This is a genomic window from Halorubrum sp. SD626R (assembly GCF_001261915.1).
GTDB lineage: Archaea > Halobacteriota > Halobacteria > Halobacteriales > Haloferacaceae > Halorubrum.
Map to the genome: position 1 here is coordinate 1 of NZ_CVRT01000136.1, position 11,078 is coordinate 11,078.

Below are 11,078 nucleotides of genomic sequence, written 5' to 3' on the forward strand. Positions count from 1 at the left end.
CGATGCCGAGGATGGCGAGCACGTTGAGCGCCTGCCCGCCCTCGACGTGGTCGATCACGGTGCCGTCGCGGATCTTCGAGACGCGGAGCTCGTGGTCGCTCATCGGTCGGCCTCCATCCCCTCGGCCGCCTCGGCGTTCTCCATGAGCGCGTCGAGCAGCGCCATCCGCACCGGGATCCCGTTGTGGGCCTGCTCGAAGTACCGCGCGTGATCCGTCTCGTCGACATCGGGCGCGATCTCGTCGACGCGCGGGAGCGGGTGCATCACGGTGAGGTCGTCGGCGGCGTCGTCGAGCGTCTCGGCGTCGATCCGGTACTCGCCGGCGACGCGGTGGTACTCGTTCTCGTCGGGGAACCGCTCCTTCTGGATCCGAGTGACGTACAGCACGTCGAGCTCGCCGAGCACCGCCTCCAGATCGGTGTGCTCTCGCACCTGCGCGCCGGTCTCGTGGAGGTCGAACCGGACCGAGCGCGGGAGCCGCAGCGACTCCGGGCTGATGAAGTGCTGGTTGGCGTCGAACTCCGTCAGGGCCGCGGCCAGCGAGTGGACCGTGCGGCCGTACTTCAGGTCGCCCATGATCCCGACCGTGAGGTCCTCCAGCCCATGGTTCTCCCGGATCGTGTGGAGGTCGAGGAGGGTCTGTGAGGGGTGTTGGCCGGCGCCGTCGCCCGCGTTGACCACGGGGACGTCGACGCGCTCCGCGGCCAGCGTCGCGGCGCCCTCGCTGGGGTGACGGAGCACGAGGGCGTCGGCGTACCCCTCGATGACGCGGACGGTGTCCGAGAGCGACTCCCCCTTCGACACCGACGAGGAGTCGACGTCGCCCATGCCGACGGTGTCCATGCCGAGGCGCTTGGCCGCGCTGTCGAAGCTCATCCGGGTGCGCGTGCTCGGCTCGAAGAAGCAGAGCGCGAGCACGCGCCCGGCGTGCCGGTCCGCGAAGGCGGCGGGCTCGTCGGCGACCTCCCGCGCCCGGTCGAGCACCGCCTCGATGTCACCCCGCGAGAGCTGCGTCGCGGTGATGAGGTGGTCCTGACGCATCGTCGGAGAAGGGGATTGGCACGGTCTTGAATCCCTCGGCTCCGCCGGCGACATCGGTGTCCACGTCCGTGGTGATCCCCGGGAGCGACGGCTTCGAGATTCGCAGCAGGACCGGGCGATATCGCGGGCCGCCCGGCGCTCCGCGCGGTTCCCCCGTCCGCGGTTATAACCCGATTCGGTCCCAACCGACGGGTATGTCCGAAAGCGATTCGACGGACTCGACCGAGAACGACCCGGCCGACCTGCTCCCGAACGACCGCGTGAAACGGAGCGCGCTCGACGGCGACGTCACCCAGCTCCACCGCGGGAATCAGTACGGCGAGGAAGGCGACACCTTCGAGATCGACGGCGTGATCTTCGAACTCACCGAAGTCACCGAGCGCACCCTCGGCGACATGACCGACGCCGACGCGAAGCGGGAGGGGTCGCCGTCGCTTTCGGCGTACAAGGAGCGCATGGTCCGCGCGCACGGCGGGAGCTTCGACTGGGACGACGACGCAGACGTGGTGCGACACCGGTTCGAGCGCGTCGAGGGGTAGGGGCCGCGTAGCGGGAGGACCGCGGCTTAGTCGTCGTCCGCGGCCGCGCCGTCCCCCCCTCCCGCGGCGGTCGCCGCGTCGTCCTCGATGCTCGGCGGGTACTTCCCGCGGTCGAGTTTCAGGTCGGACTGCGGCCGGGCCATACAGGTGAGCGCGTACTCCTCGGCCTCCTCGTCGGTGAGTCCGCGGGCGGCCGGCTGCGTCACCTCGCCCTCGACGATCTCTGCGGAGCAGGCGAGACACATCCCGACGCGGCAGGAGTACTCCTGGGCGATCCCCTTCTCGATGCAAGAGCTGAGGACCGTCTCCGTGTCGGCCACCTCGATCGTCTCGCCGGTGCCGACGAACTCGACGGTGTACTCTGTCATGGCGCGGAGTACCCGCCGACCGGTCAAAAGTGGTTCCCCTCGATCGCGTCGCCGTCGCGGGGACGGAAGCGGACGAACGAGATCGAAAACGTCGCTGACATTTATAAATATACACACGCAACTGTGTATTGTGATGCCGACGAAAACGATCTCGCTCGACGAGGAAGCCTACGAGCGGCTTAAATCGCACAAGCGAGAGGGAGAGTCGTTTTCCGACGTGGTCAAGCGGATCGCCGGCGAACGGTCGTGGACCGAGGTCGCCGGGATTCTCTCGGAGGAGGAGGCCGACGAGCTCGAATCCCTCGTCAGCGAGGGGCGATCCCGTTCTCGCGATCGGCGCGAACGCCTCGATTCGGACGTGCGGACCGACAAATGATCGAGGACACGACGTTCATCATCGACGTTCTACACGACGACGAGGACGCGATCCGATACCTCGATCTCATCGAGCGCGAGATCCGACCCGAAAAGGTCTCCCTGATAACGGTGCTCGAACTGTACGAAGCGGTCCCGCAGTTGAACGCCCCAGAGGAGCGTCGACGGGCGATCCTCGACGTGCTCGACACGCGCCACGCGGTCGTCGCCGACGAGGCCGTGATGCGAAAGGCCGGAAAGATTTCCGGCTCGCTCCGTGCTCGGGGTGAGGAGATCGACAGGGAAGACTGCATCATCGGAGCGACCGCGTTGTTGAATGACGAGCCCGTCGTAACTCGTAATCACGAACACTTCGAGCGCATCGACGGTCTCGACGTCGAGACGTACTGAATCCCCGTCAGCACTGCCAGTTCCCTCCCACCTATCGCAACGACTAATCCCCCGCCGGACGCTTCCCGAGACATGACCGGCAAGGCCACCGCGCGAGCCCACCCGATCCAGGGGCTCGTCAAGTACCACGGGATGCGCGATCCGGAGCTCCGGCTCCCGTACCACGACAGCATCAGCCTCTGTACCGCCCCGACCGCGACGACGACGACCGTCGAGTGGCGGCCCGACGCGAGCGAGGACGCCTACGTGATCGGCGGCGAGGAAGTCGACGGGCGCGCCGCCGAGCGCATCGACATGGTCGTCGACCACGTCCGCGAGCTGGCCGGGGTCGACGCCGCGGTCCGGCTGGAGAGCGAGAACTCCTTCCCGTCGAACATCGGCTTCGGCTCCTCGTCGTCGGGCTTCGCGGCCGCCGCGCTCGCCCTCGTCGAGGCCGCGGGGCTCGACCTCTCGCTCCCGGAGGTCTCCACCGTCGCCCGCCGCGGCTCCTCCTCCGCGGCGCGCTCGGTGACGGGCGCCTACTCCCGGCTCGACGCCGGGCTGAACGACGCGGACTGTCGCTCCCACCGGCTCGACGTGGGCACCGGCACGGGCGGGTTCGACCCCGAGGCGGACCTCCGGATCGTCGCCGCGCACGTTCCGGCGTATAAGGAGACGGAGGAGGCGCACCGCGAGGCCGCCGCGAGTCACATGATGCAGGCCCGGACCGCGCACGTCCAGGACCAGCTGGTCGAGATGACCGACGCGCTCCGAGAGGGCGACTTCGAGCGGATCTTCGAGACCGCCGAGCACGACTCGCTCTCGCTGACGGCGACCACGATGACCGGGCCCGCGGGCTGGGTATACTGGCAGCCCGAGACGATCGCGGTGTTCAACGCGGTCCGCGAACTCCGGGAGGAGGGCGTTCCCGTCTACTTCTCGACGGACACCGGCGCCTCGGTGTACGTGAACACGCTCGCGGACCACGTCGACGAGGTCGAGAGCCGGATCGCGGAGATCGGCATCGACACCGACGTCTGGGAGGTCGGCGGCCCGGCGCACGTCCTCGACGAGAGCGAGGCGCTGTTTTAAATCAGGTCAGCGGTGCGGTGGCGCGTGCCGGTGAGCGGTCGACAGGCCGCGAACCGCACGCGCGAGGGAGTCGGGCGCCCGGAGCAACGCGGAGGGCGGTCGACGAGGCTGGGGAGGTTCGAGGCTGCGGTGCGTGGCGGGAGGGCGGGACTCAAAGGGGCAGCCGCGGGGCGGCCGCAGGCGACGTAAGCACTGGAAGGAGCGAACGAAGTGAGCAACTGAAGCGCGTGGTTCGAAACGGCTGCGCCGTTTTGTCATCACGAGACGCCGAAGCCGTCTTGAACGACAGCGAGCGTGCGGCCGCCCCGCGGCTGGGGCTTTTGAGGTGTTCACCGTCGGTCCGCTGACGTGTGTATATACGGGCGGCTGGGACTTCTGAACGGTTCGTCTCGACAGAAAGGTCGACTCGACTGTTGTACGCCTATTCCTCCGGATCTTCACCGCGCGCTCGCTTGTACATCGCCAGCGCGTCCTCCCGCCGCTCCGAGTGGTCGACGATCGGCGCCGGATAGCCGGGCGCCGCGTTCGCGCGCTGGGTCGGCGAGAGTTCGTGCCACCCGTGGATCAGGTCGGCGTCGAGCCCCCGGAGTTCGGGGACGTACTCTGTGATGTACTCCGCCTCGGGGTCGTATCGCTCCCCCTGCGTCATCGGGTTGAAGATGCGGAAGTAGGGCTGGGCGTCGGTCCCCGTGGAGGCCGCCCACTGCCACCCGCCGTTGTCGTTGGCGGTGTCGTGATCGGCCAGCCGCTCCCGGAAGTGCTCGTAACCGTGTCGCCAGTCGGCGAGGAGGTCCTTCGTGAGGAAGGAGGCGACGATCATCCGCACGCGGTTGTGCATGAAGGCCTCCTCGCGGAGCTGGCGCATCCCGGCGTCGACGATCGGGTACCCCGTCTCGCCGCGCTTCCACGCCGCGATCTCCTCGGGGTCGTCGCGCCACTCGATCTCCTCCTCGTACTCTTTGTAGTTCTCGGCGACGACCTCCGGGTTGTGGTACAACACCTGCGTGTAGAACTCCCGCCACGCGAGCTGCTGCTGGTACTCCTCGACCGCGGCGACGGGACCGTCCTCGTCCTCGGCGTCGCCTCCCTCGCCCGCCGCCCCGTTACCGCTCGCGACCCGCTCCTCCGCCGCGGCCATCGCCTCCTCCGTCGCCTCGTACGCCTCGCGGACCCCGATCTCGCCGTACTTCAGGAACGCCGACATCCGCGAGGTCGCCTCCCGGGCGGGGTAGTCGCGCTCCGCGTCGTAGGAGAACACCGCCGCGTCGAGGAACGCGTCGAGCCGCTCCCGGGCGGCCTCGGTTCCGGCCGGGCCGACGTCGGCGTCGGGCTCCGCGAAGCCGACGTCGTCCGGCGCGGGCAAGTCGCCGACTGCGACGGGGTCGGTCGCGGCGCCGCCGTCGGCGAGGGCGCCGTCGTCGCTCTCAACTGCTGCCGCCAGCGCGTCGGCGTCGACGAGGTCGCCCGCCTCGGGCGTCGGCGCGGGCGGATCTTTCTCGCGGTCAGTCCACTTCCGCCAGTAGTAGGTGTACACCGAGTACGGGTCGCCGGCGTTCGTCCGGATCGAGTCCGGCGTGTGTAACACCGCGTCGTGGTGTGCCTCGCGCTCGATTCCGGCCTCGTCGAGCGCTCTCCGGACCTCGGCGTCGCGCTCGCGCGCGAGTCCGGAGTAGTCCCGGTTCCAGACGACGCGGTCGGCGTCGAGCGCGTCGGCCAGCTCGGGGAGGACGGTCGCCGGGTCGCCGCGGGCGACGAGGAGGTCGCCGCCGCGGTCGCGGTAGTCGTCTCGCAGCGCCGCGAGCCCGTCGAGCAGGCGGCGGACTCGCACGTCGCTCGCGTGCGCGAGCACGTCGTCGTCGAAGACGAAGACGCCCGCGACCGCGCCTCGGTCGGCGGCGGCCGCGAGCCCGACGTTGTCGGTGAGCCTGAGGTCCCGCCGGTGCCAGAACAGCTCCATGCGATCGCCACGGGTGGGAGGACCGTGAAACCACCGGCGGCGGTCGAGGCGGTGCCGTCGCCGTTCCATCCGATCGACTCACGGCCCCACCCCACTCACAGCTCCGGCCTGCCGGGCACGTCCACCCGATCGAGGAGGAAGTATCCGAGCGTGAGCGCGAGCACGAGGACCGCGATCGAGACCGCCGCGAGGACCGTCTCCCCGCCCGAGCCGTAATCCTCCAGTCGGAAGCTGATCGCTCGCCGGGCGATGGCGATGATGGCGGCGCTGACGACGATCCGGAGGACGGGTTCCCCCTTGGCGTACGCCAGCAGCGTCCGGTGGACCTCGACGATGATCAACAGGAGGAGCACGCTGTCGAGGAGACCGACGACCTCGTTGGGGTCGGTGAAGTTCCCGGCGATGAGGAGCCGGTACAGCGACAGGAACAGGTCGAACACGCCGATGAGAAAGAGCAGGAGCAGGAAGTACGCCGCCCCGAGCACCAGCCACTCCATCGCCACCGCGGCCGGCTCCGTCGCGTCGTCGAGGTCGAACGCCATACGTCGTGCTCGCGCGGGGGCGGCAAGTCGTTTGCGCCTATCGGTCGTCCGTTCTCCCGTTCCCATCGCCCGTCAGCGCCTCCAACAGGCGGACTGCCGGCGCCTTCGCGAGCGGGTCGTTGGCGTTGCCGCAGTGGGGCGACTGGACGCAGGCCGGACAGCCGCCCTCGCAGTCGCAGCCGTCGATGAGTCGGGCGGTGCGAGCCATCAGCTCCTCGATTCGCTCGTGCCCCCGACGGGTGAGTCCCACCCCGCCGGGGTAGCCGTCGTAGACGAACACCGCGGGCGCGTCTGTGTGGGGGTGGTACGGCGTCGAGATGCCGCCAACGTCGGCGCGGTCGCAGAGCAGGTGGAACGGGAACAGCGAGATGATCCCGTGCTCGGCGGCGTGGATCCCGCCGTTGAAGGCGTACTCGCCGTCCGGCGCGGGCTCCGCTCTTTCCCTCTCACCGCCGTCGGTCGCCGTCTCCGCGTCGTTGCCTCCTTCTCCCTCGTTGCCGTCGCCGGCGCCGATCGCCCGCATCTCCGACTCCAGGTCGGCCGGCACCGGGAAGTACAGGGCCTTCGTCCGCAGCGTCGTCTCCGGGAGGTCGAGCGTCGACTCCCCGAGCGACTCGCCGGTCTTGGCGTCCTTGCGGACGAAGCCCGTAATCCGTTCCGTGACGGTCACGTCAGCGAAGCGGACCGGGACGTCTGAGCGCGCGTCGAGCTCCCGCTCCGCGAGGTCCTCGTTCACGACGATATCCTTCTCCGTGAGCGGCTGCGTGTAGTAGTCGGCCCATGAGGACTGCAGCTCGGCGACGTCGCGGTCGAGGTCCAGCGACGTCACCTCGTAGGTGCGCCCCTGCTGGTGGTAGATGGCGCCGGGGTGCGCGTCGCGGAGGGCGTCGCCGAAGCCGAGCGAGGCGACCGTCTCGCTCCGGGAGGAGTCGATCAGGTCGACCTCGCGGTCGCCGACGGTCCGGAGGCTCACGGCCTGCTGCGGGCTCGACGACCCGGCGTGCGTCCACCGCAGCCCGTCGGCGGTCTCCCGCCGATCGAGGACGCCATCGTCAGTGAGGTCCCCCACGATGCCCGGGAACGGGTCGCCAAAGAAGCGCTCGTCCTCGGGCGAGAGCCAGCTCTCGTCGGCCGCGCAGGCGACGTGGCCGGGGAGCAGCTCGGCGTTCTCGGGGTCGCAGATCGCGTCCTCCGGCGGCGCCTCGAAGAAGTCGGCGGGGTTGGTCATCAGGTACTGGTCGAGCTGGTCCTCCCCGCCGACCATCACGACGAGGGCGGGGTCGTCGCCGCGACCGGCCCGTCCCGCGCGCTGGTACGCCGACATCCGCGTGCCGGGGTAGCCGTCCAGTATCACGGCGTCGAGTCCGCCGACATCGACGCCGAGCTCCAGCGCGCTCGTCGACCAGACGCCCCGGAGCTCCCCCGAGTGGAGGTCGGCCTCGATCTCCCGGCGGCGCTCGTCCGTCAGGGCGGCCTGGTAGGCGCCGATCTTCGATGCGAGGTCGCGCTCGCCGCGCTCGCGGAGGTCGCTCGCGCTATCGGTCGCGTACTGCTCCGCGGTCTGTCGCGCCCGCGTGAACGCCAGCGTCTGCGCGCCGGCCGTGACGAGGTCGACGAACAGCCGTTTGCTCTCCGTGTGACTCGACTTCCGGCGGCCGCTCCCGCGCTCCTGCCAGTCGTCGTCGTACTCCGGCGGGTTCCACAGCACCCAGTCGCGCGGGCCCCGTCCCGACGCGTCCTCGTCGACCAGGGCGATCCCGTCCGGGTCGCGGCCGGTCACCGCCGCGGCGTGTTCGACGGGGTTGTTGATCGTCGCCGAGCAGCAGACGAACCGCGGGCTCGATCCGAACCGCTCGCAGGTCCGCGCGAGCCGGCGCAGGGTCAGCGCGACCTGCGAGCCGAACACGCCGCGGTAGCTGTGGACCTCGTCGATCACGACGTGCTCCAGCGACGAGAAGAACCACTCCCACAGCCGCCCGGCGTACGGGAGCAGCGCGTAGTGGAGCATGTCCGGGTTCGAGAGGAGCACGGTCGGCTCGCGGTCGCGGACCTCTCGCTTCTCCGACCGCGAGAGCCGGCCCGTGTACGACTCGACGGAGACGCCGCTCCCGAAGCCGAGGCCGTGAGCGAGGTCGCTCAGGCTCTCCTCCTGGTCCGCGATCAGCGCGTTCTGAGGCCCGATATAGAGGGTCCGTCCCCCGTGGTCCATCGCGGCCTCGAAGGCGGGGACGGTGTACGCGAGCGACTTGCCGCTCGCGGTCTCGGTGGCGAGCACGACGTCGTCGCCGTCGCGGACCGTCTCGATCGCGTCGGCCTGGTGGCGGTAGAGGCGGTCGATCCCCGCCTTCGAGAGCGCGTCGGCCATCCGGGGCGCGAGGTCGACGTCGGCGAACTCGGGGTCGCGGGCGGGGAGGCGGCGGTGCTCCGCGATCTGTCCCTCGTAGAACGGTCGGTCGCGCAGCCACTCGACGGCGTCGTCCACGGTTACGGAAGTAACGGTTCGGGAACGCCTAACCGTTGCGGTCGTCTGGGACTTCGCCCCTGGGAAGAGAGATAGTGACCACGTTGCCTCGCGGGGAGTTCTCCGAGAACGAGAGTTCGCCGCCCAGCGAATCGACGCACCACTGCATCACCCACAGTCCCACGCCTGCTCCGTGGTACGTGCTGCTGGTCTCGACGTCCTCGTTGAGTACCTCGATCTCCACGTCCGGGATCGCGGGCCCGTAATCGGCGACACGAACGACCCCGTGGCCCGTTTCGTCACAGGAGCCGACCGAGAGCGTCACCGTCGGCACGCCGCGGTCGTTGTGCTTGATCGCGTTCCGGACGGCATGCTCCAGCGCGTAGCGGATACCCTCGTCCGCGATGGCCCATATCTCCGTCGGTGCTTCGAGTGAAACGTCGGCGTCGGGATACTCCGCGGTCACGTCGTCGATAACTGAGCGGGAAACGCTCCGAAGGTCGGTCGGAGACCGCTCCGTCGCGTCCGGTTCGGCGATCCGTTCGATCTGCTTGACAGAGTCGCTCAGTCCCCCTACTTCGGTACTGATGTCCAGAATGGTCTGAACCTCTCTCTCGAGCGTATCGTCTTCGACGGCTCGTTGAACCCGATCGGCGTATCCCATGAGAACATTTGTCTTGTTCCGGAGGTTGTGACGAACGATCCGACTGAGAAGCCGCAGTCGACGCTCGCGAGCCCGATACTCGGTGACGTCTTGCACCTCCGAGAGGACGCACGCAACCCCGTCGATTGTGGTCGCGTTGAGGCTGACGTGGATCCAGCGCAGTTCGCCGTTCGAGCGCGCTATCTGCCACGCGAACGACTGCGGATCGCCCGCCGCGGCGCGAGCGATCCTGCGAGACGCCTCCTCCTGTGTGAATCGCGTCGACGGTGCCGTGTAGTCTCCGACGCTCATCGACCGGAGTTCGGCCACCGAGTACCCGTACAGCTCGGCGAGTCGGGTGTTCGCGTCGAGAATTCGTCCGCCGTCCGTATCGTGGAGATTGATACCGACGTTCAGATCGTCGAATATCTCGGGGAGACGAACGCTGGTAGGACGGCTCATAACACGGATTGCGCGACGGATCGGATATACACTACCATTCCAGATACAGTCGTCTAGAGCGCCTAACATAACAGTATTCAGTCTATTTAATTGATAATCCAGACAATAATACATGTTAAATATAGTTCCCCATCCACGGTACGGGCGCTGCTCCCGGCTCGTTGGCCGGCCTATCTCTCACGCGCTATCGGCGGCAGCCGAACCGCAGTCGCCACCGGGTCGTCGAGCGAGAGTTCCATCCGCAGATCGCCGCGCCGCTCGGCGATCCGGAACCCGACGGAGCGGTAGACGCTACGGGCGATCCGGTTTCCGGCCTCGACGTGGAGTTCGATGGCGTCGCGGTCGGCCGCCGCGGCGTTCGCGATCACGTGCCGACAGAGCTCCGTCCCGATCCCGCGGTCCTGCGCCGTGGGGTGGACGAAGACGGCGAGTTCGGGCACGTCCGCGTCGGTCGGCGTGTACATCGCATGGCCGAGCACCTCGCCGCCGCGCTCGGCGACGACGTTGTTCCCCTCCGCGAGCATCGACTCGATCCACTCCGCGCGCTGGCGTCGAACCACCGGCGGCAGCCCCTGCGCGCGGTCCTCGCGGCCGAACCCCTCGTACATCTCGGCGAGCGGTGCGAGGTCTTCCGAGACGGCCGGGCGGATCGTCCAGCGCGCGCCCCGCTTGTCCACGAACCGCGGACAGCGCGGCGGACAGTGGACCGTCCCCTCGCACTCGCTCCCGTCCCAGCCCGCACAGACGGCGTCGGTGGATTCGGTGGTCATGGCTGTGCGTTCACGCCGCAAGGAGGTATAGGGCCGAACCGAGTTTCACGTCGTGAGAATACAGACACAGAATCGATGCAGAACGAGACGAAGCGACGGCCGCGAGAGCGACGCTCGGCAGCGCCGCGTATATGCCGCTCCCGGCGTACGCTCAGATATGGACAAGCAGGCCGTCCGAGAGGCCGTCTGGGACGCGTTCGACGAGGGCGACCAGGCCCGGTTCCCGTTTCCGCCGCACGATCGGATTCCGAACTTCGCGGGCGCGGATGCGGCGTGCGAGCGGCTGACTGCGACGCCGGAGTGGGCGGCCGCTCGCACGCTGAAGTGTAACCCCGACGCGCCGCAACTCCCGGTTCGGCGGGCCGCGCTCCGGGCCGGAAAGACGCTCTACGTCGCACAGCCGCGGCTGCGTGACCCGGATCCGTTCCTCCGGATCGACCCCGACGACCTCGCCGTCGG

General features: G+C 68.9%; 12 protein-coding genes and 1 pseudogene. 5 read left to right on the forward strand and 8 right to left on the reverse strand.

Annotated elements, in window-relative coordinates:
* Together SD626R_RS13340 and pyrB are read right to left on the reverse strand one after the other, a co-directional pair.
* Positions 1-103: aspartate carbamoyltransferase regulatory subunit (locus tag SD626R_RS13340; RefSeq protein ID WP_176697330.1), on the reverse strand; the 103-nt coding region annotated here is incomplete at its 3' end.
* Entirely contained in the window at positions 100-1,041 is a 942-nt protein-coding gene (pyrB, locus tag SD626R_RS13345) for an aspartate carbamoyltransferase (RefSeq protein ID WP_092566831.1), read from the reverse strand. The genes pyrB and SD626R_RS13340, both read right to left, overlap by 4 nt.
* 194 nt (positions 1,042-1,235) lie before the next feature.
* Between pyrB and SD626R_RS13350 the strand changes: the two genes are divergently transcribed.
* Positions 1,236-1,580, forward strand: a complete 345-nt coding sequence (locus SD626R_RS13350; protein ID WP_092566832.1) for an ASCH domain-containing protein — start codon at positions 1,236-1,238, stop codon at positions 1,578-1,580.
* A 26-nt stretch (positions 1,581-1,606) separates the two neighbouring features.
* Here the strand turns inward: SD626R_RS13350 and SD626R_RS13355 are convergent, their stop codons facing one another.
* A complete protein-coding gene (locus tag SD626R_RS13355; protein ID WP_092566833.1) occupies positions 1,607-1,948 on the reverse strand; it encodes a 2Fe-2S iron-sulfur cluster-binding protein in 342 nt (113 codons plus the stop codon).
* A 133-nt stretch (positions 1,949-2,081) separates the two neighbouring features.
* Here SD626R_RS13355 and SD626R_RS13360 point away from each other — a divergent pair, with 133 nt between their 5' ends.
* The 3 genes from SD626R_RS13360 (at position 2,082) to mvaD (ending at position 3,784) form a co-directional block, all read left to right on the forward strand.
* On the forward strand, positions 2,082-2,324 hold the full coding sequence (locus tag SD626R_RS13360; protein WP_092566834.1) for an antitoxin VapB family protein: 243 nt from the start codon (positions 2,082-2,084) through the stop codon (positions 2,322-2,324).
* The gene (locus SD626R_RS13365) at positions 2,321-2,713 is read left to right on the forward strand and encodes a PIN domain-containing protein (protein WP_092566835.1); all 393 of its coding nucleotides are present in this window, start codon (positions 2,321-2,323) and stop codon (positions 2,711-2,713) included. The genes SD626R_RS13360 and SD626R_RS13365 overlap by 4 nt, the downstream gene beginning before the upstream one ends.
* A gap of 72 nt (positions 2,714-2,785) precedes the next feature.
* On the forward strand, positions 2,786-3,784 hold the full coding sequence (mvaD, locus tag SD626R_RS13370; protein ID WP_092566836.1) for a phosphomevalonate decarboxylase MvaD: 999 nt from the start codon (positions 2,786-2,788) through the stop codon (positions 3,782-3,784).
* 421 nt (positions 3,785-4,205) lie between these two features.
* Here mvaD and SD626R_RS13375 read toward each other — a convergent pair whose 3' ends face one another.
* The 5 genes from SD626R_RS13375 to SD626R_RS13395 all read right to left on the reverse strand — a co-directional run bounded on the left by SD626R_RS13375 (position 4,206) and on the right by SD626R_RS13395 (position 10,619).
* The gene (locus tag SD626R_RS13375) at positions 4,206-5,741 is read right to left on the reverse strand and encodes a cryptochrome/photolyase family protein (protein ID WP_092566837.1); all 1,536 of its coding nucleotides are present in this window, start codon (positions 5,739-5,741) and stop codon (positions 4,206-4,208) included.
* Between the two features lie 95 nt (positions 5,742-5,836).
* The gene (locus tag SD626R_RS13380; protein WP_092566838.1) at positions 5,837-6,283 is read right to left on the reverse strand and encodes a phosphate-starvation-inducible PsiE family protein; all 447 of its coding nucleotides are present in this window, start codon (positions 6,281-6,283) and stop codon (positions 5,837-5,839) included.
* 37 nt (positions 6,284-6,320) lie between these two features.
* Complete coding sequence (locus SD626R_RS13385) at positions 6,321-8,765, reverse strand: DEAD/DEAH box helicase (RefSeq protein WP_092566839.1); 2,445 nt, start codon at positions 8,763-8,765, stop codon at positions 6,321-6,323.
* 28 nt (positions 8,766-8,793) lie between these two features.
* Positions 8,794-9,849 (reverse strand): PAS domain-containing sensor histidine kinase, encoded by a 1,056-nt coding sequence (locus SD626R_RS13390; RefSeq protein ID WP_092566840.1) that lies wholly within the window; start codon positions 9,847-9,849, stop codon positions 8,794-8,796.
* Between the two features lie 170 nt (positions 9,850-10,019).
* Positions 10,020-10,619: a GNAT family N-acetyltransferase gene (locus tag SD626R_RS13395; protein ID WP_092566841.1), complete on the reverse strand. Its 600-nt coding sequence runs from the start codon at positions 10,617-10,619 to the stop codon at positions 10,020-10,022.
* A gap of 157 nt (positions 10,620-10,776) precedes the next feature.
* On the opposite strand from SD626R_RS13395, the pseudogene SD626R_RS13400 reads away from it, so the two are divergent.
* Positions 10,777-11,078, forward strand: a pseudogene (locus SD626R_RS13400) (5-formyltetrahydrofolate cyclo-ligase); the annotation flags it as partial.

What these genes read in the sequence shown, in the direction of transcription:
- SD626R_RS13365 (WP_092566835.1), top strand. Translation starts at nt 2,321, where the DNA reads ATGATCGAGGACACGACGTTCATCATCGACGTTCTACACGACGACGAG.
- SD626R_RS13395 (WP_092566841.1), bottom strand. Translation starts at nt 10,619, where the DNA reads ATGACCACCGAATCCACCGACGCCGTCTGTGCGGGCTGGGACGGGAGC.
- SD626R_RS13350 (WP_092566832.1), top strand. Translation starts at nt 1,236, where the DNA reads ATGTCCGAAAGCGATTCGACGGACTCGACCGAGAACGACCCGGCCGAC.
- SD626R_RS13380 (WP_092566838.1), bottom strand. Translation starts at nt 6,283, where the DNA reads ATGGCGTTCGACCTCGACGACGCGACGGAGCCGGCCGCGGTGGCGATG.
- SD626R_RS13360 (WP_092566834.1), top strand. Translation starts at nt 2,082, where the DNA reads ATGCCGACGAAAACGATCTCGCTCGACGAGGAAGCCTACGAGCGGCTT.
- pyrB (WP_092566831.1), bottom strand. Translation starts at nt 1,041, where the DNA reads ATGCGTCAGGACCACCTCATCACCGCGACGCAGCTCTCGCGGGGTGAC.
- mvaD (WP_092566836.1), top strand. Translation starts at nt 2,786, where the DNA reads ATGACCGGCAAGGCCACCGCGCGAGCCCACCCGATCCAGGGGCTCGTC.
- SD626R_RS13375 (WP_092566837.1), bottom strand. Translation starts at nt 5,741, where the DNA reads ATGGAGCTGTTCTGGCACCGGCGGGACCTCAGGCTCACCGACAACGTC.
- SD626R_RS13390 (WP_092566840.1), bottom strand. Translation starts at nt 9,849, where the DNA reads ATGAGCCGTCCTACCAGCGTTCGTCTCCCCGAGATATTCGACGATCTG.
- SD626R_RS13355 (WP_092566833.1), bottom strand. Translation starts at nt 1,948, where the DNA reads ATGACAGAGTACACCGTCGAGTTCGTCGGCACCGGCGAGACGATCGAG.